Here is a 23,877-nt window from a genome sequence, read left to right on the forward strand (position 1 = left end):
AATATATATAAATGATCTGGAATAAAACTATTGAGTGTGCTTCGCGGGACGAAATGGCAGCCATTCAATCAGAAAGACTTATTCGCACTGTGCAGAGGGTTTATCATAATATCCCGAGTTACCGAACAAAGATGCAGGAAATGGGATTGGTTCCCGGCGATATCAAAAGTGTGGAAGACATTTCAAAACTTCCGTTTACCATCAAATCCGATTTGCGCGACAATTATCCGTTTGGAATGTTTACCGTGCCGATGAGCGAGATTGTACGTTTACACGCCAGCTCCGGAACAACAGGGAAACCAACGGTAGTGGGATATACACGCAACGACCTGCAAATGTGGGCCGAAGTGGTAACCCGTTCGCTGGGAATGGCGGGTGTTCATCAAAAAGATATCGTTCAGGTAGCATACGGCTACGGATTGTTTACCGGCGGGCTCGGGCTGCATTACGGAACCGAAAACCTCGGGGCAACAGTTATCCCGATTTCGGGAGGAAATACCCAGAAACAAATTCAGTTGATGCAAGACTTCGGAAGTACGGTTATTGCCTGTACACCTTCATATGCACTGTTTTTAGCCGAAGTGATGAAAGATATGGGAGTGGCCCCGGAATCACTAAAACTGCGTGTCGGGATTTTTGGCGCTGAACCCTGGAGCGAGAGCATGCGCAAGGAAATCGAAAACAAACTGAAAATAAAGGCTATCGATATTTACGGACTTAGCGAAGTAGTTGGACCCGGTGTTTCGTGCGAATGCGAATACCAGTGCGGAATGCATGTTAATGAAGATCATTTTATCCCGGAAATTATAAATCCGGAAACACTCGAACCGGTTGCCCCCGGCGAGATCGGAGAGCTGGTTTTCAGTACAATAACAAAAGAAGGTATCCCGATTCTGCGTTACCGTACCCGCGATTTAACCCGCTTGATTTACGATAAATGCCAATGCGGACGCACGTTGGTGCGCATGGAAAAATGCATGGGCCGCAGCGACGATATGCTGATTATTCGCGGTGTAAATGTTTTCCCGTCGCAGGTCGAAAGTGTATTGCTGAGCATGAGCGAAACCGAGCCGCATTATTTGCTGATTGTCGACAGGGTCGGAACACTCGATGTGCTGAAGCTGATGGTGGAAGTGCAGGAACAGTTTTTCTCGGATGAAGTAAAAGAGTTGGAGGCGTTGAAGAAAAAAATAACCAGCAACATTCAAAGTACGCTGGGCATTTCGGTCGATGTAAAACTGGTAGAGCCCAAAACCATCGAGCGCACTGCCGGAAAAGCCAAAAGAGTAATTGATAACCGCAAAATCTAACTACCATGATCATAAAACAAGTTTCCGTATTTCTGGAAAATAAATCGGGCCGGCTAAGCGAAGTGACGCGTATCCTGGGCGATGCCGGAATAAATATTTCAGCCTTTACCATTGCCGATACTTCCGATTTCGGAATTTTGAGGATGGTGCTTTCCGATCCGGATAAAGCCTGCACCGTGTTAAAGGCCAGCGATTTCTCGGTTAAAACAACCGACGTTTTACTGGCAAACAGTTCGAATAAACCGGGAGGATTGGCGGAATTGCTGGAGTTGCTGAATGCAAAAGGTGCCTTTATCGAATACATGTATGCGTTTTCGATGAACGATAACAAAGCAACCATTGTGATCCGGCCCACCAACATTCAAAAATGCGCAGCTATTCTCGAAGAATATAAGGGATAATAGACTGCCGGAAATAAATTGATTTTGGAATCCAATCTGAAGTGTTGCGTTAATTTCTCCCTGAAAATAGCGCATCACTGAAATCTTTATCCATTATTTGTATCTTTGGGTTCTTTAAAATTTATCACATGAAGCGTATCGCCATTCAAGGCATTGCGGGGTCTTTCCACGAAGATGCAGCAAGAAAATATTTTGAGGATGATGTGGAAGTGGTTGAATGCAAGACGTTCACCACGGTTTGCGAAATGATTGACGCCGACAAGGTTGATTTTGCTGTGATGGCTATCGAAAATTCCATAGCCGGAAGTTTGCTCAAGAACTACCAGCTGATTCGTGATTTTCATTTACGTATAATCGGTGAAATTTACCTGCATATTCAAATGAATCTGATGGTTAACGAAGGAGTAACTCCGGCAGACATCAAGCATATTCATACACATCCGATTGCTTTGCAGCAATGCATGGAATTCATCGAATGCTATTATCCAAATGCTCAGTTGCATGAGAAACTCGATACTGCAGCTTCTGCTAAATTAGTGGCCGAAGAGAAGATGACAAACGCCGCGGCAATCGGTAATTTACGTTCGGCCGAATTATACGGGTTAAAAGTGATCGAAACCGGTATTGAAACCAACAAGAAAAATTATACCCGTTTTTTGATTTTATCGAAACACGGTAATCCTACAGAAGGAACCAACAAAGCATCGGTTTGCTTCGAAGTGGGCCACTTCTACGGGGCGTTGGCCAGGGTGTTAAACACCTTTGCCGAAAATGAAATTAACCTTACGAAAATACAGTCGGTCCCGATTGTCGGGAAGCCCAACGAGTATACTTTCCATGTGGATATCGAGTGGGAAAATGGCGCTAACTACGACCGTGCCATCCATCAGGTCCTGAAAAGCGCTTCAAGTCTGTCTATTTTAGGAGAGTACAAAAGAGGTGAATTGCAAAACCAATAAAAAACTAAATTTATAGATATGAGTAAAATAGCTATTTTTTATGGTCCGGTTGGCGGTGCCGTTAACCGTGTCGCCGATAAAATCAAAGAAATGATCGGCGCTGACAAAGTAGAAATGATTGCAGTAAAAAATGCGTCGTCTGCTGACATTGAAAAATACGATAAGATCATATTTGGGCTTTCAACTGTTGGTAAAGACACCTGGGATTCCAGCTTCTCTAACAACGACTGGGGCCGTTTTTTACCTGAGATCGGCAAAGTGGATTACAGCAATAAAACAGTAGCTGTTTTTGGTCTGGGCGACCACGTTACCTATGCGCACGGTTTTGTTGATCACATTGGTTTGCTGGGAAAAGAATTAATGGCAAACGGCGCTGTTTTGGTCGGACAGGTTTCTACCGAAGGTTACGAGTTTGACGAATCAGACGCCGTTGTCGATGGTAAATTTCTGGGACTTCCGGTAGATGAGGATTTCGAACCGGAAATGACCGATGAACGCGTTGCCGGCTGGATCGAACAAATTCGTGGCAATTTCGGATTTTAAGAATAAGGATTGAAGGACAAAGAAGAAAATGCTTAATTGCGGAAATGCTTTAATGCGTAACTTCCGCAATCGACCATCTAATATCGGGTATCCGGCATCCAATATCGAGAATCAACTCTGAACATTGAACTTTAAACTCTAAACAATTGAGTTTTATGAACAATTCTCCATTAGACAAGGCACTTGTCGATGAAAAGATAAAGCAACTTCGTATTCCGAACGTGGGCAAAGCCTCCATTCGAGAGTTGGTAGCATTGGTAAACCTGGTAGAAGAAGCTACCGGTTTTAAATATGTTCGTATGGAAATGGGTGTTCCGGGATTACCTCCGGCCCAGGTGGGAGTAGATGCCGAAAAGGAAGCGCTTGACAGGGGAGTGGCTGCCATTTATCCGATGGTGGACGGTATTAAACCCTTGAAAGAGGAAGCTTCGAAGTTTATCAAAAACTTCCTGAATGTTGATCTCGCTCCCGAAGGTTGTATTCCAACTACCGGCTCTATGCAGGGAACCTTTGTCGCTTTTTTGGCGGCTGCCAATGTCGATAAAAAGAAGGAGACTGCTTTGTTTATCGATCCGGGATTCCCGGTGCAAAAACAGCAGATGATGGTGCTGGATCTGAAATACGAAACATTCGATGTTTACAATTTCAGGGGAGAAAAACTTCGCGAAAAACTGGAATCAATCCTTTCAAAAGGTAATATCAATTCAATCATTTATTCCAGCCCGAATAACCCGGCCTGGATTTGTTTTACCGAAGACGAACTAAAAATTATTGGCGAACTGGCTACCAAGTACGATGTAATCGTAATGGAAGACCTTGCTTATTTTGGAATGGATCTCCGTCAGGATCTTTCCATCCCCGGAGTTCCTCCGTATCAGCCAAGTGTAGCCAATTATACCGATAATTATATCTTGTTTATTTCGAGTTCGAAGATCTTTTCATATGCCGGTCAGCGTATTGGGATTATGGCAATTTCAGATCAATTATTTGGTCGCGATTACCCCGATTTGCAGGAACGCTTTAAAGGCACTTCGTTTGGAGCCATCGTCACCTTGCGTTTGTTGTATTCGCTTTCTTCGGGCACCAGTCATTCTGCGCAATGGGCTTTGGCAGGAATGTTAAAGGCGGTGAACGAAGGCCGTTACAATTTTGTTGAAGGCATCAAGGAATATGGAGAGCGGGCGCACCAAATGAAAGCGCTTTTCCTGAAACACGGCTTTGAACTGGTGTACAAAACCGACCTGGGTGTACCGATCGGAGATGGATTTTATTTTACCATTGGTTACCCTGGGATGAGCGGTAACGACTTGGTGGCTCATCTATTGTATTATGGTGTAAGTGCCATTGCGCTCGATAATACGGGGAGTAGCGAACAAGGGCTCAGGGCTTGTGTATCGTTTGTTCAACGCAGTCAGTTTGAAGATTTGGATACCCGATTGAGACTATTTAACGAGAATTTTTCAAAAAAAACTGAACAGTAAAATTTCCATGAAAGAGTAATACGGAGGTGAGAAGTGCAGATGGATAAAAACAAAATAATTACCCGATACGAACACACTCTGGAATTGCTAAAGGATTTTAACCTGAACAGTGATCCGGTGTTGCTTCCGAAGGGCGAATTGTTTATCGATTACGGCGAGAAAAATCACAAAATCGGTATTTTACTCGAAGGACTTCTTTATGCCACTTATTTGTCGGACAGCGGCACCGAGTGGGTTTCGCGGTTCTTTTTTCCTCCCAATAATTTTATCGTGAGCAATCACCGTGGTTTTGTGTTAGGCAAGGATTCAACTGAATGTATTCGTGCCTACGAAGATTCAAGACTCATTTACATCGAAAAAGAGCAGTTTAAGGATTTACTGGATTCGAATCATAAGTTCGAGCGTACCGTTCGTATTTTGGCCGAGGAAAGTTACATTCAGGCGATGGACCGCATTCACTCGTTTCAGTCGCTGAATGCGGAACAGCGCATCCGGAAATTCTTTGGTGATTATCCCGAACTGGCCCAAAAAGTACAACGGCAGCATGTCGCCTCCTATCTGGGAATCCACCGGAACATTTTAACCCGGATACTTTATAAGTTGTAGCAAAGGCAAAGAGCAAGGGGCAAAGAGCACAGAGCTTCGGGCTTGTCAGTTGATTTTCGGATTTTATTCTTATTTCAACAAGGATCCGAACTGTTGCACAATTTCTCCCTCACAATCAATCTTCGTCAATCTTTATCGATCTTCTCCAATCTCCATCAATCTCTTTCAATCTTTCCCATCTTCCGAAAAGCAACAATAGTTGCGCAATTTTCATGTTGTATAAAATAGTTTTGTTCATTGAAGTGAGAACTCAAAAAGAAAAGTTGTGACAAAACTATAATCTGAAAGTAAATTTCCCTATATAATTTATAATTAGAACTGTGATTTAAATTCGTTTAAATTGCTGATATTTATAGGTTTTTTCAATAGTTTTAGAACATTAAATTTGTTAGAAAAATTGACATATGGCAAAAGTAATTGGAGCAGTTGTCGTCGATAAGGAGGCATGCAAAGGCTGTAGTGTATGTGTTGAAGCCTGTCCGCATGATGTATTGGCGCTTCATTTGGAAGTTAACAGTAAAGGTTATCATTATTCGTATATGCAAAATCCGGAGGCGTGTGTCGGATGTGCCAATTGTGGCGTGGTTTGTCCGGATACCTGTATAACGGTTTATCGAGCAAAAGCGAGTTAGTTAAATTGAACATCGAAAAAAGAAGCATACAAAATGGGCGAAATAAAATTGATGAAAGGTAATGAGGTACTGGCCGAAGCCGCCATCCGCTGCGGATGCGATGGTTATTTTGGCTATCCCATTACACCTCAGTCCGAAGTAATGGAAACACTAATGGCCCGCGAACCGTGGAAGGAAACCGGCATGGTGGTTCTGCAGGCTGAAAGTGAAGTTGCATCGATCAATATGGTGTATGGAGCGGCTGCAACAGGTAAAAAAATAATGACTTCTTCTTCCAGTCCGGGTATTAGCCTGATGGCCGAAGGAATTTCCTATTTAGCCGGGGCCGAGTTACCCTGTCTGCTGGTAAATGTACAGCGTGGCGGCCCGGGTTTGGGAACCATACAACCTTCGCAGGCCGATTATTTTCAGGCTGTAAAAGGAGGAGGGCACGGCGATTATAAATTAATTGTTCTGGCACCTTCTTCGGTACAGGAAATGAACGACTTTGTTGACCTGGGCTTTGAACTGGCATTTAAATACCGTAATCCTGCCATGATTTTGGCTGACGGCGCCATTGGCCAGATGATGGAAAAAGTAGAGCTGGCCGATTACAAGCCACGTTGGACAAAAGAAGAAGTGGTAGAGAAAAATGGCGGGTGGGCAACAACAGGAAAACCGTCTTCACGTAAAAAGAATGTGATCACTTCACTCGAAATGGCTTCCAACGATATGGAAGTCAGAAATATTAATCTTCAGGCTAAATACCGGAAGATGGAAGAAGAGGATGTACGTTATGAGGCCATTCAGTGTGACGATGCCGAATTTATTCTGGTAGCTTTCGGAACCGCGGCGCGTGTTTGCCAGAAAGCGGTGGAAGTAGCCCGTGCCAAAGGATTAAAGGTGGGTTTATTAAGACCGATTACTTTGTTCCCTTTCCCCAAAACAATAATAAAAGAACTGGCCCGAAAAGCAGTGGGTTTCCTTTCTGTTGAAATGAGCGCCGGCCAGATGGTCGAGGATATAAAACTGGCCGTTTACGATGCCGGAAGCAATGCGCGTGTAAACTATTTTGGAAGGATGGGGGGTATTATTCCCACACCGACTGAAGTAGTGGAGGCTTTGGAAGATAAATTTTCATGGGAGTTAAGTTATGGAGTTAAAAGAAGTTACTAAAACAGATGTTACGATGGATATTCAGGATATTATAAAACCCGAAAACCTGGTTTATCAAAAAACAAAGCTGTTAACTGATACGCCAATGCACTACTGCCCGGGATGTTCTCACGGGGTGGTGCATAAAATTCTGGCTGAGCTCATCGATGAAATGGGACTTCAGGATAAAAGCATTGGTGTGGCGCCGGTAGGTTGCGCCGTTTTTGCTTACAATTATATCGACATCGACTGGCAGGAAGCTGCTCACGGTCGTGCTCCGGCAGTCGCCACTGGTATTTCACGGGTTAATCCCGATGCTTTTGTATTTACCTACCAGGGCGATGGCGATTTAGCTTCTATCGGAGCGGCTGAAATTATGCACGCCTGCAATCGCGGAGAAAATATCCTGGTTATTTTTATCAATAACGGTATTTACGGGATGACCGGCGGACAGATGGCGCCTACAACTTTGGAGGGAATGGTTACTGCTACCACTCCAAACGGAAGAAACGTTGAGTTGAATGGTTACCCAATGAGGATCACAAACCTGATTGCGCAATTGCCCGGCACATCTTATGTAACACGTCAGTCGGTTCATACGGCCGGTGGCGTGCGCAAATGTAAAAAAGCCGTAAAAAAAGCTATTCAGAATGTACTCGACAAAAAAGGAACTTCTTTTGTTGAAGTAGTTTCCACCTGCAACTCGGGATGGAAATTATCTCCGGTGGCTTCCAATAAGTGGATGGAAGAAAATATGATCCCTTATTATCCCTTGGGCGATATGAAAGACAGTGTGAAAGGTGAACATTCCGAGAATTAAATTTTTGAAGCAATGACAGAAGAAATGATAATCGCCGGTTTTGGCGGACAAGGTGTACTTTCGATGGGCAAAATTCTGGCCTATTCAGGAATTATGGAAGATAAAGAAGTAACCTGGTTTCCTTCGTACGGACCCGAAATGCGCGGTGGAACGGCTAACGTAACCGTTATTGTTAGCGATACACGAATCAGTTCGCCCGTGTTGCAGGAATACGATACTGCCATTATCCTGAATCAGCAAAGTATGGATAAATTTGAGAAGGCTGTTAAACCGGGAGGCGTTTTGCTTTACGATCCCAATGGAATCGTTAATCCGCCTACACGAACCGATATCAATATTTTTAAGGTGGAGGCAACCAAAGCTTCTGTTGAAATGGGAAATCCCAAAGTATTCAACATGATTGTTTTTGGCAGTTACCTTAAGGTGCGCCCCATTTTGTCGCTTGACAATGTTGAAAAAGGTTTGGCAAAATCGCTGCCTGAAAGGTATCATAAACTTATTCCGCTTAACCTCGATGCCATGCAAAAAGGCCGCGAAATTGTGGAAGAGGTGAATGTAGTTTAGTAAATATAGATCACGACACAGAAGCCTCTCATCCTTTTTAGGATGGGGGGCTTTTTATTTGTGGTAATAGAGAAATATAGCACGTCTGACAGCGAGGTTGGCACCATTGTAAATTCGATTCATCTCCGGAAATATCCTTGCTTAAAGCATTTTATATCATACATATCCATAAATAAGTACCAACTTATTTTCTGAAAATACCGACAACCAATTGTTTGGTGGAGTTATAGCAAAAAACTTTGATGCCAATGGCGGTTTTCCCTTAACTGTGTTGGTATGGAAATGTATCGGTGTTTCCTTTGGCGATTTCCCGCCAATCCGGGGCATCTAAATATTTTTAAACTTGTTTTTAGACACTTTATAAATAATCATTTTCAGGTATTATCTGAAGTGATTTTTTTCTAATTCAAGTCAAAAATTGCATATTTCGTGCCTGTTGCAAAAACCTACAGTCTCTAATTTTTCATAATCAGGATACGATGTCAGATAAAAATACCCGGTTAAATTCGATTGTCACTTTTATACTTTTTGTTAGTATCATTATTAGTTTTCAGTCTTGTCAGGATAAAACACAAAACATATCCTTTTTCTATCCTTTTGAAGGAACGCTTTATCCGAAAGACATTGCTCCTCCAAACTTTGTATGGAACGAAACCACCCCGGAAGTTAGTAACTGGTTGGTAACCTTAAAATTGGGAGAAAACATCATCGTTGATAAAGTTAGTGTTGAAGAACCGAGGTGGAAACCGTCGAAAGAAACCTGGAGTAATGTGTGCAATGTCTACAATCAGGATTATACCCTTACTGTTCAGGGAATAAATAAAAGCACAGTAAGCGAGGGAAAAGTTACTTTTGCAATTTCGCAGGATGCAGTTGAAGCACCCATTTTTTTCAGAAGCGTTCCACTGCCTTTTAAGTTTGCCAAAGAAAATATGAAAAACCTGCTTTGGCATTTAGGTAGCATCAGCACCGAAGAAAAGCCGCATCGTATTTTGGGAAATATACCCGTTTGTGCCAACTGCCATTCCTTTTCTGATGATGGAAAATACATTGGAATGGACGTAGATGCAGCGAACGACAAAGGATCGTATGTTATTACCGAATTCGAAAAGGAAACAAAATTTACCAACGATAACATTATTGATTGGGATGAATCGCAAAACGGTGCATTTACCTACGGCTTACTTTCCAAGATGTCGCCCGATGGCAGGTATTCAATCAGCACATTACATGATTGTGAGATATTTATCGAACAAAACGACCTCGAATTTTCTCAATTGTTTTTCCCTTTTAAAGGGATTTTAATGACCTACGACCGGTTTAATGAAACGTTCACTCCTCTACCGGGGGCTGCCGATACCAATCTGGTTCAGTCGAATCCCGCTTGGACACCCGATGGACAAAACATCCTTTTCGCGAGAGCAAAAGCAAAACATTATGAAGAAAGCGGGATACAAAATGGATCAAGAGCAAAGTTGAAAGACATGGAGCGCTACAAAAAATTTGAACAAAGTTATGTTTCGCGCGACTCGCTTTTTAAATACGACATTTATACGATACCTTTTAACGAAGGAAGAGGCGGAATTGCAACACCGTTGAAAGGTGCCTCAGGAAATGGAATGAGTAATTATTTCCCGCGAATTTCACCCGATGGAAAATGGATCGTTTACAACCAGGCCGAAAGTTTTATGCTGCTTCAAAAAGACAGCAAATTATGGATTGTTCCGGCTGAAGGAGGAGAAGCAAGAATGCTTACATGTAACCAGGACGTGATGAATTCGTGGCATTCCTGGTCTCCAAACAGCAAATGGCTGGTATTTTCCACCAAAAAATTCGGAGCCTATACGCAGCTCTTTTTAACCCATATCGACGAAAACGGCAACGATTCGCCACCTGTGTATCTCGATAATTTCTCGTTTGATAAATACGCCAACAATATTCCCGAATTCGTAAACATGAAGTACGATCCCGAGTTGGTAATTAATCCCCTGTTTTTAGCCGAAGATGAGTTCTTGATCCGCGAGGGGGAAATACTTCAGGAAAAAGGGATGAACAACGAAGCCTACAAAAGTTTTTCGGAAGCCATTGCGAAATTTCCGAAGTCGGCAGATGCCTACTACAAAAGGGGTTATACCGCCTTGCAGCTCGATCAGTATAAACTGGCCATTGATGATTTGGACAAGGCAATATCGCTTGAAAAGATAGCCGATTATTTTTATGTCAGGGGAAGAGCAAGAATGAAAATGAATGATGAGCGTGCTGCTATTTCTGATTTTAATGAAGCAATTAAACTTGATCCAACCGATTATAAAGCGTATGGTAAATTGGGGGTAATTTACATTAATCAGACAAAGGATGAACTGGCCTTACAAAATTTAGAAAAAGCTGTCACTTTAAATATATCCGATTATTTATCGCACTTTAACCGGGGAATCATCCTTTACAAACAGAAAAGATATGAAGAAGCCAAACAAAGTTTCTCATCTTCAGCTGAGTATTGCACCAATCAATCGCGTTTACCGGCGATATACGAAAACAGGGGCCGTTGCTACATGGATTTGGGAGACTACTACCAGGCTATTGCCGATTTAAAAAAGGTAATTTCTGCGGCACCCCGACAAATTAGTGTTTACATCCTGTTATCAAAGGCTCAATTGGCGGTTGGAAATAAAGCTGAAGCAATCAGTTTGTTGCAACAAGCCTCTCATATGGGATCGAAACAAGCCGTGGAGATGTTAAAGACTATTAAACAGTAGTTTGATGGATCACTTTTAAAATCCGGTAGAATAATTTCCTTTTTTTATATTAAAAGGTCAGTAAATAGCTTGTCAGGAATCTTCTTTTTTGCTTTAAGTACCTGGTGAAAAACCAATATGGTCTATCCTTGGTTATAGTGTATACTTGTCATAACTTACACAAAAAATGGAAGAACCATGAGTTACTATTTTAATGCAGTATTGAAAGGCAGGAGTTTCGAAGAGGCATTGGAACTTGTTACTGCCGAATTAAAAAAAGAAGGTTTTGGCGTATTAACAGAGATCGATGTGAGTGCCACGCTTAAATCAAAGATCGATGTGGATTTTAAGAAGTATAAGATACTGGGTGCCTGCAATCCACACTTTGCCTACAAAGCTTTACAAAACGAAGATAAAATCGGCGTTTTTCTGCCTTGCAATGTGGTGGTGGAAGAGAACTATCAGGGCGAAGTCGAGGTTTCAGCCGTTGATCCGGTTGCTTCGATGATTAGTGTCGGAAATGAGAACTTGGGTGAAATTGCTGGCGAGATACAACGGAAACTAAAAAATGTGATAGAGAGTCTGAGCTAGAAACGGCAGATTCCGGGATAGAAAGCTATTTCATAAGCAATAAAGAGCGAATGAGATAGCTTTTTTTATGAATTAAATTGTACAGCATACACTAAATTGTTTCAAAACAAGGGAAGCAATTAAAAAAGAAAAAATATATTTGGTTCTTTAATAAAAACTAGCGCTCTACGGATTTAAGGGGTAATAAATTCGTGTTAGATTTTGAAAATTCGTAAGCAATTATTCCGGTAAACTAAACCTAAAAAATGAACTCGAATCTTAAGCAAGTCTCTGTCTTTTCCGACTCAAAAAAACACTATGAAATATTGGATGGCCTTCGCGGTGTGGCGGCCATTATTGTTGTAATGTTTCACTTATTGGAAGCTTTTACCGGCGGCAATCACCTGGTTCAGATCATCAATCATGGCTACCTGGCTGTCGATTTTTTCTTTGTTCTTTCCGGCTTTGTAATTGGTTATGCGTACGACGACCGGTGGGGAAAGATGACATTAAAAGACTTCTTTAAACGAAGATTGATCCGGCTTCACCCGATGATTGTTTTCGGGACAGTGGTTGGTGCCATTTGTTTTTATTTTAGTGCTTCGCCAACGCTTTTCCCAAAAATCAGTGAAACACCGGTTTGGGAAATGTTACTGGTGATGGTGATTGGTTTTACTTTGATACCTATTCCGAAATCGATGGATATTCGGGGCTGGGACGAAATGCACCCCTTGGATGGTCCTGCGTGGTCGTTGTTCTTCGAATATATTGCCAATATTTTATATGCGCTTTTTGTCCGCAAGTTTTCGAATAAGCTCTTGGCCGTGTTTGTATTCTTGTTCGGATGTTTGTTAATACATCTTGCGGTAACCAGTCCGCAAGGCGATGTTATTGGCGGTTGGTCGCTCGATGGCAAACAACTGTATATTGGATTTACGAGGTTGTTATATCCGTTTTTTGCCGGTTTGTTACTTTCGCGTCTTGTCAAGCCCGGAAGTATTAAAAATGCTTTTTTATGGAGTAGTTTATTGGTTACTGCTATACTTGCCATTCCCCGAATTGGAGGAAGCGAACATTTGTGGATGAACGGATTGTATGATTCTCTGTCCATCATTTTTCTTTTTCCTTTGGTGGTTTATATCGGAGCCAGCGGTGAAATTTACAGCAAAGTGGGAGCGAGGCTTTGTAAATTTCTCGGAGATATTTCGTACCCGATTTACATCACGCATTATCCTTTAATTTACATTTATACTGCTTGGGTAGTGGATACGAAGGCCTCCCTCAAAGATGCCTGGATTCACGGAGTTGTTGTGCTGATCGCATCGATTGTACTGGCTCATTTTAGTATGAAATTATACGACGTTCCGGTAAGAAAATGGCTGGTTAAAAAGTTTATGTAATTGATTGGTTTGCTATTTAGTTACTGAAAGCGTTAAAACGCGCGAGAAGAAAAACGACAGATTTTATGTTACCCGGCGACTGTCGTTTTGTGAACCGAAATTCAATTGGAGTATGTAAAGAATGCGGCGTTTGGGTGGGTATTCTAAACTAAATTTTGTTCTTCACTATTTTGCCGGAATAACGGAGAACCGGTTCTTCCGATTCGCCGTCATTCCAGCTTTTTGAATGGAGGTTGCGTTTGACCTATGCTGATTTACTTCAGCGTAATCCACGGGGCATTTTCTTTCACCCACTCATAAACAGCCACCGGAACATCGGAGCAGGCATAATCACTTTCCAGTCCTATGGCCAGAATAAAGTCGTCGATTGATGATCCCGGCCACAGGCTTATAATAAATCCTTGCTTTTTGGCGGTTCTGACCATTGCACGGGTTGTCCCTTCAATTTTACATCCCACACGATTTATACCAAGTGCTTTTGCTTCTTCCAACACTTTTTCAGAAAGTCCCTCACCTTTTATCAATAGCAAATCAACTGACGGATATTTGCTTCTCAAATACTTTAGCGGGCGGGAATCAAAAGAGGTCATTAAATAATCGGAAGTCGGAGGTTTATGGGCATGAATTTTTTCATACAGTTCATCGCAATACTCTTCCAGCACCTTTTCAGTATAAAATGAGCCGGTGGTTTTCATTTCAAACTCGATATACAACCAGGGCTTACTGTTAAAAAACTCCAAAGCCTCGTCTAATGTTGGAATCTGATATCCGTCTTTCGTACGCAGTGCTTTAATTTCTTCCAGCGTAGATTCTTCCACGGAACCTTCAACACCAAAAATCCGTTTGAAATTGTCGTCATGAAAAATAACCAAATGCTTGTCTTTTGTTAGTCTCACATCAGTTTCATAGCCTCTTAACCCTTTTTTGTACACTTCCTGAAAAGCCTGTAAGGTGTTTTCTGCAAACTCCATTTTGCCCCCACGGTGGGCAAACACTTTTATCTCTGCTTGCTGCGCACTTAGCGTTGCACTGCACAACAAAAGGATGGCAAATGCTGTCGATACACGAAAATTATTAAAAAGCTTTTGTTTCAATTTTAATCTGTTCATACGGATTGATTTTAGTTGGTTAATAAAAAAGGTTTAATACATCCAATTTAGTTAAACAGAAAAGGTTTCACGATCAAAAACATCTTAAGTAAAACAATGGTATTATCCCAAAAATAGAAGAGCTATTTTAAATGATACATGGCCTGTTTTAGGTTGAGTTGGGTGATCCATTTTCTGATCTGTTCCAGATTGCTGATTTTCTGAATAAATATTTTATGTTCTTTTTCAAATCATTATATGCCAGTAACGATTGCCTAAAGTATAATTTTTTTAGAAAACAGAGTTTGTTATTATGTACATTAAACAATAACCCTAAACATTTTTGGGTTTATTCCTCAATAATCGGATATTATTATCAGAAGCGGCAACTTTAAATAAGTAGTGTTTTTAGGCTTTTCTAAAGCGCTTGTTTTACCGGCGATAGATGTGAAGCACCCAATCCGTTGCTTTGGTTGGCGTATTAAACGGTTGAATGCTACCTCCCTTGATTTTCCCGTTGGGAATTATTTCTTCGTTGAGCGGGTTATACCACTCTGTAGTAAAGGTCTGGTGAACGTCTGAAAAGTCGATGCTAAAGCTACCACCGTCTTCGGCATAAACCACATATTCATTTCCCGGATTGGCAGCCAGAATGACATTGTCGCCTTCCAAAATCAGCTCATCGTGCGGGAGCAAATCAAGCAGGTCGAAACGGAGTTCATTTTTAAAGAAATGCGTGGCGATTCCAATTTGTTTTGCTCCTTCATCCACAACATCAAACTGAATGATTCCCTGGTTAAAATCGGGAAACAGCGCCTGTGCGCCCGTTAAACCACATCGCCAGGTGGCCAGTCTTAGTTTTTTGATGTTCCAGTTTCCCCGCTTGATAAAAGGTCGCCAGTGATCGGTGTGTGCGATGGGTACCTGCGTGTTTTCAAGAAAGTTCAAAAAATCGGATCGGCTGGGAAGCGTTGCCCCGCCAACACTGTAGTAGGTTCCTTTTTCTGGCATTATTCCGCCGCTGCCACCTCCCGACCTGCTGCTCACCGGGTGCTTCCAGGCATCGTGCGTATAAAACCACGAGGCATACCAATTGATCCATTCATTATTGCGGTATTCGCTGATGTCGATTCCTGAATCCCACAAAATATGCGGATAGCAGGCCAGCCGGGCAATTACATAGCGAAACAATCGTAATTCTTTTTCTGAACGCGGCTTTATTCCAAAATTGTCGGGTGTTAGTGCATCGTCACTGTATAGCATTACATAAACTCCCATGTTACGGTCGCGTGCCGCATCCATAAGTGCATTCAGGTTATCCCAGAAAGGCAAATAAAATTCATCGCCTTCTTTTCCTTTCACGTAGGGTACCGCGCTTTGGGGCCAGTCTTTCGCCCAATCGATGGGAACAGTAACAAGGTCTCCGATTCCGAGTATACGGGCACCGACTACTTCGTCGGCAAATTTCAGCGCTTCCTGAACCTTCGGATCTGAAGTATTATTGCCCCTGAATCCCCAATGTGTTCCATCGGGATAAGGAGGACTCCAAATCACCGGGAAATCTCCTTTGCCCGCTTTGAGCCGCCAGTGTTTCCCCTCCGGAACCAATTGTGCATCGAGCGATGAGTTGATGCAGGTAAATTTTCCCGATTTGCCGTCCAAATCAACATCTTCAGAATGTGTTTGCCAGGTCCAATTTCCTTTTTCGTCGGGCATGAAATATATTTTCCACACATTCTTTCCGGCATAAAAACCAAAGTGTTTTAAGGTTCTGCCCGAAGGACTGGTAAAGGTAGCTTCCAAAATAATATCAAATGGATTTCCCTGCCACGACAAGTTTTCAAAACTGATTTCGAAACGTTTCCACATCTCCACTTTGGCGCTACTGCCCGAAAAAGCAAAACAGCTGGCTGACATCCCAAAAAACAAAACAATTAAATAGGATCGAAAAGAGAACATACAAAGAAGGTTTAGAATGGTTTATAGGATCGAATTTACTAATTATCAGTTAGAATAAAAGAAGATTCTGCTCATCAATTAGTGCAAGACTGCGGGGAGAATATATTTCCGGGTCAATTTAAAAAGCCTTGATTTTTTGACGTAATTACCGCCGGTAAAAACAACCACCATATCAAGTTCGGGAAGGACCTGGATAACCTGGCCTCCCCAGCCGTTGGCACGATACATCTTTATTGCTTTGCGGCGATGGTTCATTTCGCTTGTCCACCAACTGTAGCCATAGCCATTTTCTCCCGAATCTTCAATCGGGATTTTTATCCCGTGATTGTTGCCATAAGGCTCCGAACTTTTGACTATCCAGTCGGCCGGAATAACTTGTTGGTTGTTCCACACACCGTTATTTAAATAACAGGCTCCGAATTTGATCATGCTTCTGGGCGTAAAACTTAAAGAACCTGCCGACTCAATCCTGCCGTTTTTGTAGCGCATCCATGGCGTTGCTTCAATTCCGAGAGGTTCAAATAAATAGGTATTGGAAAACTCTTCAATGTCGATCCCCGAAGCATTTTTAATGATTTCGCCCAAAATGACCATGCCGCCTCCGTTGTAGGTAAAGAATTGCCCCGGTTCTGCCCACCATTCTCTTTCCAAAACAGCGCTTATTTGATCATCAACCGTGTAAAGATGGTCAATGTCGTTGGTGAAATCTCCTCCATGAGGCGAGCTCCACTCGTTCCAGGCCAATCCGGAAGTCATGGTTAGTAAGTGTTCGATGGTGATGTAGTTCCGGTTGTTGGTACGAAGCTGTTGATGTTCGGGTAAATAGTCAAAAATCGATTGATGAACATTCCCGATAAATCCTTTTTCGATCGCAATGGCAATGCAGGCCGAAGTTACGCTTTTGGTGCACGACATCACAGGGTGTCGTTTATTGCTATCCCACTTCACCAGCTCTCCCTGATATTTCGGAGCATCCCATTGGTAATTGTACCCTTCAAAATACTCTTCCATCACCAGTTTATTGTTCTTGTAGATCAACATGGAATGGACTTCGTTGTATTTCCCCTTTTGGATAGCTTTTACAGCATCTTCCAGTAATTCGGTATCTATATTCATGGCTGCAGCATCGCCGGTTTGCAGTCCATCATTTAATTGTACCGGAATTTTATATTTCGAATCGGTTCCTGCAGATACCTGACAACCGGTTTGGGTGAACATCAGAATAAGAAGGATAATTGCTGCGATCAATGGCCCTGAGCTTTTCATAACGAGAGAACTTTTGTTCTTGTAAAGTTCAGCGAAATGTCGACACAAAGCAAATCATTTATTCTCTAAAGGATATGCAATTTGGGATGAGGCCTAACTTATCATGCAATAGCGCTGGGTAAAATTTTATAATAGTCTGCAGGGATTTGCCAATTAATGATCAACGATCGAGCGTAATAATATCCTTTACCTCGAAACGTCTGGAGGCTTCGCCATTCAACAGCTTGTAAGTGATTTGCCGGATACCGCCGGTTGGTTTCGCATTGCTGTCTCCTTCGTTGTAAATGGGGAAACGTTGTACCAGGTAATTTTCAACCACGCGAAATTCATCGTGCCCCATGTAGCCTTTGCTCAAAGCCGGGTTTCCGGTTACCGGATCAAAGTACACATCGCTCATCGATTTACGGTTGTTAACAGAGTAGGCGAGAACATTTCCGTAGCTTCCGCTACCATCCGAACGCGAATAAATCAGCACTTCGGGAGAACCATCGGCATTCAAATCCTCAATTTCTGCATCGGTAATGCTTCCTTCCATTTGATGAGTTACCGGCCGGTTATCGATCTCCAGACCGAAAGGCGAAATGGTTACCTCCGACATACCGTTGTTGCGTGTTGCCGTTATGTTGAAGCCAATGCCCTGCAATTCCAATGTTTTGTTGAATGCTGTATTCCTTTCTTTCTGGCCTTGATCCTGTGATGTTATTTTTCCGGATGTGAGCAGTTCGTCATCTTTCATCCACATAAAATCGTTGCCTTTTGTCCAGAAAACATGGCCTTCGCTATCCGAATATTTTGCACCGCTGGCTGCCGGAGTTATTTTGAGGTTGTATTTTTTCCCATCACTCAGATTCGTTACCTGAATGTTTTCGCTGTCGATGAAGTTTACTGAAAAACGTGAATTGCCATCGGTTGAAACATAGATTTTCGCTTCTTCGGCTTTCTCTTGTTGGACTTTTGGGGTTTCGTTGGTTTTATGGGCCGAATGTTGGCAAGCTGCAAGTCCTAGAATTGCGAAAGCAAGCACCCATAGTTTTCTCATTGTTCTCATCTGTTTTCTGTATAGCTTTTGTTTTGTGAAAATACTGTTAGTCGATTTTTGTTTCGTCGCCTAACAAAATCAGTTCCACTTTTACGTTGGCGTTGTCTCCGGCATTGCGAAATTTGCAGTCAAAGGTAACGGTTTGCTTGCCTTTCGAAACAAGAACATCAGAGTTGTCAAGAGTAAATGACTGTAATTTATTCCAGTTTTTATCGTACACAACCGCTTCTCCCGTTCCCGTAATTTTTATGCTCTGGTCTTTCTTCAGAACAATGGGAAAAGAGAGGTTTTTGTAATTATTGATCTCCATTTTAATATCTGAAACATCGGCATTTTGAGCGGTTATAATCATTCCTAAAGGCTGCTCTGCTCCCTTGTTTTCAAATTCGAAAGAAGAATGCAAAGGTTCTCCGGGTTGACGGGTTTTGTTTTCGTGTTGAAATTTGTGTGAGAAAACTTCGGTAAGCATCAGCGATCCGTCTTCAACTTTTTTCATGCGGAATTCGGTGGATGTATCCCGCATTTTTTCTTTGGCATCTTCCGGAAACAATCCGGCCAAACGGGCTGTTTCCCACAAATTCATGATCCGGAAAATCTCTTCGGCACTGCCGTTTGCATGAATCGTCTGAAGGCTGGTAACAAAGGCAAATCCTGCGTTGTAACCGGCAGAACGGGCCATCATCCACTCGATATCTTCTACTGGCGTGCTTTCTATCATTCTGAACCACCCGAGCATTCCCGGCATCAGGTTGCGTTTGTAAAACTTCTGATTAGCCAGGCGGTACTCTGTCTGACTTTCGCGGAAACCGGCATACCAGGGTTCGCCCCAGTTCATCCGCGAATAAATGTGCCACAGGTAATGCTGTGTCCGGCTCGAACCCACCAGAAAATGGCTTTTCAAATCGTCGTTTAAGTGATTGTACCATTGCGAAACCATCAGTGCTTCACCATATTTTCCCAATCCGGTAGACGAGGTTCCTTCCACACCGTCGAAATCGAGCATGCGCACTCCTGTGTAATTCATAAAATCAGCAATGTTTTCTGCAATTTCCTTGTCGAGTTCCGCATTTCCCAGGAAAACTTTGTACGCGTGGTCAGCCAGTTTCCCGATGCTGCTTCCTGTTTTGTGCTCAGCTGCAGTTGTTCCAAACGCACCGCGTTGACAGTTGAGCAATTTCCACGGCACATTTTCACTAACCGAGCCGTAACGAATGATTTCATCATCAATTACTACGCTGCGCAGGTTGTTGTTTTGAAACTGGTTGAAATAGTCGGGCGACTCAATTTCAATTTCCGTTTCAGTTGCTCCAATAGCTTTTGTCAGCACAGAGCTGCCAACTTTTGCCAGTCTTTTATCCGGAACCGGTGTTACGTAAAGATCGTTGGTATTAATAAAATTGGTGAGTGTGTGCATGCCGATGTGAATTCCCTCTGCTTCTGCCTTTTTTACGCAGGCTTTCATCCCGTCGTAACCATTCGGAAACTGGTTTTGCAGCAACGGAAAATGTCCCCACGATGCAAACGGATGGCTGTGGTACAAATAATTGAAGCCTGAAAGTTTTGTGTATTTGAGGCATTCCTCCATGTTCTGTTCGTTAAAATCCATGATCAGATACGACGAATTGATCACCGGAGAAGTTTTCACCCATTCACCGTTAATGGTCGGGTGGGGAAGGCCTTCTGCCACTTCAATCTCTCCGATGGTGTGCAATGTGTTTTCGGTAGCGCATCCGAAAAGGGCAATTTTTGAACCCACCAATCCGCCATCGTTGTATGCCGGAGCAAGGTATTTCTCATGTCCCCAGTTTTTGATCACCCGGTCGTGACTTCTGTTACGCGTGTACGCCTGCAGCGAGCTGCCGTTATGCACTGGTTTCGCAGCTTCAACCGAGTAAAGCGTGTAAGGCGTGCCTTCTTCTTTTTCCAGATTTTCAGAATCCGACTGGCTGAAAATATCCAGTTGAGGAAGAAAATCATCGTCAGTCCACGGATAGCCACCCAATGTTTTTGGATTCAAAGTCTGCAAGCCCATCGTAAATTCCTCACCCTGAACGATGCCTACTACTTCACCAATGCTGTTGTTGAGGTCGGTGTAATATGGTCCCCAGATCAATGCGTCAATTCCATCTTCCGAAGAAATAGATGCCACTGCAAAAGTTATATGATCTTTTTTAGGATGAATATTTACCTCCACCGAAATGTTATCGTCAAAAGTTAGCGTAACCCGATTTTTATCCTTTTGAAAAGTTGCTTGTTGAGGTGTCAGAATAACTGTGTCCTGTTTTAGTGTGATCAGCCATGATTCACGCTCGGGAAGCAAATGGCCCATGTTGGTTGTATGGTCTTTCAACTCAATGATCTTCCCTTTGTTGCTGATGACCATTGTCCAGTTCTCAAGCTGGTATTCTTCTCCTTTTTCAACAGAACATGAAGTAATTATAAACATGAAAAATAAGAAGTAGATGGAGGCTGTTTTCAATTTTAGGTTCATTTTATTGGTCTTAAGTAGGTTTCAGTAAATTTTATTTATTCTTTCACATTGAGGATCCCGCGCTGGCGGATATCGTTGGCAGACGCTCCCACCATGATCCGGAAATCTCCCGGTTCTACTACCCAGTGCATCTCTTCGTTGAGCATTTTCAGCGTTTCCGGTGTTATGCGAAAGCTCACTTCTTTGGTTTCCCCTTTTTTCAGGTGAATGCGTTCAAAGCCTTTTAGTTCCATTAAGGGCCGCGCTACCGATGCGAGCAGATCGCGGACATAGAGCTGAACTACTTCATCTCCGTCGGAATTACCTGTATTGGTAACATTAACGTGTACTGTTGTGCTTTCATTCTGCCCAATCTGTTGCTTGTCGAACCGGAGGTCGCTGTACTGAAATTCGGTATAGCTCAGGCCAAATCCAAAGGGGAAAAGCGGCTTTCCGGTGAGGTTGCGGTAATCATCGCCACGGCCTGTGGGTTTATGGTTATAATAGAGCGGAAGTTGCGATTCGTGCACCGGGAAAGTGACCGGGAGTCTGCCGGCTGGATTGTAATCTCCAAACAGTACATCTGCCACTGCATTTCCGCCTTCATCGCCGGGGTACCAAACGTCTACAATAGCTGGTACTTTGTCGATCCAGTTGGTCATGGTAATGGCGCTTCCTCCTACCAATACTACAACTACCGGTTTTCCGGTTTCAGCAACTCTTTGAATCAATTCTTCCTGTTTCCCCGGAAGCGAAAGATAGGCACGGTCGTTGAATTCGCCTTCTTCTATTCCCACCACTACAACGGCTACATCACTTTTTCGTGCCAGTGCCACTGCTTCGGCGATCTTTTGTTCCGATTCATCTTTGATGCCCACATTCCAAATAAAGTTTAAGCGGGCATTTCCAACGGTTTCAAAAAATTCAATACCCAAGTCGTATTCCTTGTCTTTTTTGAAATTATATTTTGTCGTTAAAGTTCTGACCGTTTGTTTTTTCCAGTTGTCAAGCACTAGTTGATTATCGATGTAAATGCGGTAGCCATCGTCGCCTTTAATTCCAATTTCAAAAGTTCCTGTTTCCGGAGCAAGTAATTTGCCCGTCCACCTTACCGAGTAGCAATCGTAATTAATTTTTTCCTGATCGGGCGAAAACAAGGTCCAGCCAAAATTTAACTGCCGGTCAGTTCTGGTCAGCGCAGGTTCTCCGTTTAATTCGCTGTTGTTAAAATATTCGCCTGTTAGTCCGTTGATTTTCTTTCCGTTTTCAATCGTAAAGAGCGAAGAAGATGGTACAGTCGTGTAATTTGCAACTTGCCTTCCACAACCCGGCGCATAGTTTACGTTCTTTTCACCCACTTTATTTATGATGCCATTCAGAATACTGACCGGATTGTTTCCTGGGCCGGAGTAACCGCCCAAACGTGCTTCTTGGGCATCAACGCCAATTACAGCAAGTGACTGAATATTTTTGCCAAGTGGAAGTGTTTCGTTTTCATTTTTTAGTAAGACGATCGATTTCTGCGCCGCCACTTTTGCCAGTTCGCGGTGTTCCTGGGTACCATTAAATTTATCGGCTTCTTTCGCATCGATGTAAGGACTTTCAAACAAACCAAGTTTGAATTTGGCCCGAAGCACCCGGCGAACAGCCTCGTCGATCGCTTCTTCATCGATCATTCCTTTTTCAAAAGCTTCCCAAAAAAGCGGATAATGGTCGTAAGAAGTCTGAAAAATAACATCCAGTCCGTTTTCAATTGCCTGTTCGGTACTTTCAGCATAGTTTTTTGCGGTAAAGTGCAGGACATTCGCACCCCCGGTAGCTCCAGCATCTGAAATAACAAAACCGTCAAAACCCCAATCTTCTTTTAATTTTTTGTTCAGCAGCCAGTCGTTCGCTGTACAAGGCCGTCCATCAAGCGAATTGTACGACGTCATTACCGACCACGATTTACCTTCTTTAAAACAGGCCTTAAAAGCCGGGAAATAAATTTCTTCGAGAAGACGCTCGTTAAAATGAATCGGATAGCTGTCGCGTCCGCCGTCGCCCACGTTGGCAATAAAATGCTTGGGTGTGGTTAAAACTCCCATATTTTCAAACTGAGAAACAAAGGCAACCCCCATTTTTGAGGTGAGGTACGGGTCTTCTCCATAGGTTTCTTCTATGCGTCCCCAGCGTACATCACGTGCAATGTTTACCACGGGAGAAAGTATTTGGCGGATACCGCGTGATTTGGTTTCGGTGGCGATGGCGTGCGCCACTTGCTGCATTATGGTAGTATCCCAGCTGGCTGCCAGTGCAATCGCCTGAGGAAAAGCAGTTGCTCCCGGCCGAACAAGTCCGTGAAGCGTTTCATCAAAAGGAATAATCGGAATCCCCAAACGGGTTTCTTCCACAAAATATTTTTGAATGTTATTGATCAGTTCCGCTGTTTGTCGCGCGTTGCTGCCTCCGGAATAATCAAGCAGTTGTTCTGCCGAGTTCCCCGATTTGCCCTTGGTGGCGACCTGGAACCCAAAAATACCGTGTTTGTATCTTTCTTTTCCATCGCTTAAATCACCCGGAATCATAAAGAGTTGCCAGAACTTTTCTTCCAGTGTCATGCGAGATAACAAATCGTCTACTCGCTGGTCGACCGGAGCAGCGGAATCTTTGTAAATGACTTTATCGGTTTTGTTGCATGAAAGAAGGGAAATTGTCAGGGTGGTCAGAATAACGAACTTCCGGATCATAGTATTTATTAAAATAGTTTAAAAACTATCGATAAAGATAAAATAATTTTAAGAAGATGAGCTGGAACACGCTATTATACTTCTACTATTTATAGTGCCCATATTAACGATTAGCTTGTGCAAGCTATTGTCTTTTAGTTTTTATATGGGGCAAATGAGGGCATTTCCGAC

Annotated in this window: 19 protein-coding genes; 13 read left to right on the plus strand and 6 right to left on the minus strand. The window is 42.8% G+C overall.

Going from position 1 to position 23,877, the window contains the following annotated elements:
* The first annotated feature begins 11 nt into the window (after positions 1–11).
* From MR764_RS08325 to MR764_RS08385, 13 genes are all read left to right on the plus strand, one after another.
* Positions 12–1,310 (plus strand): phenylacetate--CoA ligase, encoded by a 1,299-nt coding sequence (locus MR764_RS08325; protein ID WP_247978950.1) that lies wholly within the window; start codon positions 12–14, stop codon positions 1,308–1,310.
* Positions 1,311–1,315: 5 nt separating this feature from the next.
* Positions 1,316–1,711, plus strand: coding sequence for an ACT domain-containing protein (locus tag MR764_RS08330; protein WP_247978951.1), 396 nt, complete (start codon positions 1,316–1,318; stop codon positions 1,709–1,711).
* 128 nt (positions 1,712–1,839) lie between these two features.
* The gene (locus tag MR764_RS08335; RefSeq protein WP_247978952.1) at positions 1,840–2,670 is read left to right on the plus strand and encodes a prephenate dehydratase; all 831 of its coding nucleotides are present in this window, start codon (positions 1,840–1,842) and stop codon (positions 2,668–2,670) included.
* Positions 2,671–2,688: 18 nt separating this feature from the next.
* The gene (locus MR764_RS08340; RefSeq protein WP_247978953.1) at positions 2,689–3,213 is read left to right on the plus strand and encodes a flavodoxin; all 525 of its coding nucleotides are present in this window, start codon (positions 2,689–2,691) and stop codon (positions 3,211–3,213) included.
* A gap of 155 nt (positions 3,214–3,368) precedes the next feature.
* Positions 3,369–4,694 (plus strand): pyridoxal phosphate-dependent aminotransferase, encoded by a 1,326-nt coding sequence (locus MR764_RS08345; RefSeq protein WP_247978954.1) that lies wholly within the window; start codon positions 3,369–3,371, stop codon positions 4,692–4,694.
* A gap of 39 nt (positions 4,695–4,733) precedes the next feature.
* Positions 4,734–5,300 (plus strand): Crp/Fnr family transcriptional regulator, encoded by a 567-nt coding sequence (locus tag MR764_RS08350; RefSeq protein ID WP_247978955.1) that lies wholly within the window; start codon positions 4,734–4,736, stop codon positions 5,298–5,300.
* A gap of 404 nt (positions 5,301–5,704) precedes the next feature.
* Positions 5,705–5,932 carry a 4Fe-4S binding protein gene (locus MR764_RS08355; RefSeq protein WP_247978956.1) on the plus strand — a complete coding sequence of 76 codons (228 nt, stop codon included), beginning with the start codon at positions 5,705–5,707 and terminating at the stop codon, positions 5,930–5,932.
* A gap of 33 nt (positions 5,933–5,965) precedes the next feature.
* Positions 5,966–7,087, plus strand: coding sequence for a 3-methyl-2-oxobutanoate dehydrogenase subunit VorB (locus MR764_RS08360; RefSeq protein ID WP_247978957.1), 1,122 nt, complete (start codon positions 5,966–5,968; stop codon positions 7,085–7,087).
* A gap of 13 nt (positions 7,088–7,100) precedes the next feature.
* Positions 7,101–7,886, plus strand: a complete 786-nt coding sequence (locus MR764_RS08365) for a thiamine pyrophosphate-dependent enzyme (RefSeq protein WP_247978958.1) — start codon at positions 7,101–7,103, stop codon at positions 7,884–7,886.
* A 12-nt stretch (positions 7,887–7,898) separates the two neighbouring features.
* The gene (locus tag MR764_RS08370) at positions 7,899–8,450 is read left to right on the plus strand and encodes a 2-oxoacid:acceptor oxidoreductase family protein (RefSeq protein WP_247978959.1); all 552 of its coding nucleotides are present in this window, start codon (positions 7,899–7,901) and stop codon (positions 8,448–8,450) included.
* Positions 8,451–8,929: 479 nt separating this feature from the next.
* Positions 8,930–11,206 carry a tetratricopeptide repeat protein gene (locus MR764_RS08375; protein ID WP_247978960.1) on the plus strand — a complete coding sequence of 759 codons (2,277 nt, stop codon included), beginning with the start codon at positions 8,930–8,932 and terminating at the stop codon, positions 11,204–11,206.
* Positions 11,207–11,383: 177 nt separating this feature from the next.
* The gene (locus MR764_RS08380; RefSeq protein WP_247978961.1) at positions 11,384–11,776 is read left to right on the plus strand and encodes a DUF302 domain-containing protein; all 393 of its coding nucleotides are present in this window, start codon (positions 11,384–11,386) and stop codon (positions 11,774–11,776) included.
* A 245-nt stretch (positions 11,777–12,021) separates the two neighbouring features.
* The gene (locus tag MR764_RS08385; RefSeq protein WP_247978962.1) at positions 12,022–13,155 is read left to right on the plus strand and encodes an acyltransferase; all 1,134 of its coding nucleotides are present in this window, start codon (positions 12,022–12,024) and stop codon (positions 13,153–13,155) included.
* 254 nt (positions 13,156–13,409) lie between these two features.
* Here the strand turns inward: MR764_RS08385 and MR764_RS08390 are convergent, their stop codons facing one another.
* The 6 genes from MR764_RS08390 to MR764_RS08415 all read right to left on the minus strand — a co-directional run bounded on the left by MR764_RS08390 (position 13,410) and on the right by MR764_RS08415 (position 23,706).
* A complete protein-coding gene (locus MR764_RS08390) occupies positions 13,410–14,264 on the minus strand; it encodes a glycerophosphodiester phosphodiesterase (RefSeq protein ID WP_247978963.1) in 855 nt (284 codons plus the stop codon).
* Between the two features lie 411 nt (positions 14,265–14,675).
* Positions 14,676–16,202: a DUF5060 domain-containing protein gene (locus MR764_RS08395; protein WP_247978964.1), complete on the minus strand. Its 1,527-nt coding sequence runs from the start codon at positions 16,200–16,202 to the stop codon at positions 14,676–14,678.
* 78 nt (positions 16,203–16,280) lie between these two features.
* On the minus strand, positions 16,281–17,468 hold the full coding sequence (locus tag MR764_RS08400) for a serine hydrolase (RefSeq protein WP_247978965.1): 1,188 nt from the start codon (positions 17,466–17,468) through the stop codon (positions 16,281–16,283).
* A gap of 160 nt (positions 17,469–17,628) precedes the next feature.
* Positions 17,629–18,507, minus strand: a complete 879-nt coding sequence (locus MR764_RS08405; RefSeq protein WP_247978966.1) for an MliC family protein — start codon at positions 18,505–18,507, stop codon at positions 17,629–17,631.
* 46 nt (positions 18,508–18,553) lie between these two features.
* Complete coding sequence (locus MR764_RS08410; protein ID WP_247978967.1) at positions 18,554–20,998, minus strand: hypothetical protein; 2,445 nt, start codon at positions 20,996–20,998, stop codon at positions 18,554–18,556.
* 35 nt (positions 20,999–21,033) lie between these two features.
* Positions 21,034–23,706 (minus strand): glycoside hydrolase family 3 protein, encoded by a 2,673-nt coding sequence (locus tag MR764_RS08415; protein WP_247978968.1) that lies wholly within the window; start codon positions 23,704–23,706, stop codon positions 21,034–21,036.
* Between the last annotated feature and the right edge of the window lie 171 nt (positions 23,707–23,877).

This window comes from Maribellus sp. YY47, assembly GCF_023111095.1.
Classification (GTDB): Bacteria; Bacteroidota; Bacteroidia; order Bacteroidales; family Prolixibacteraceae; genus Draconibacterium.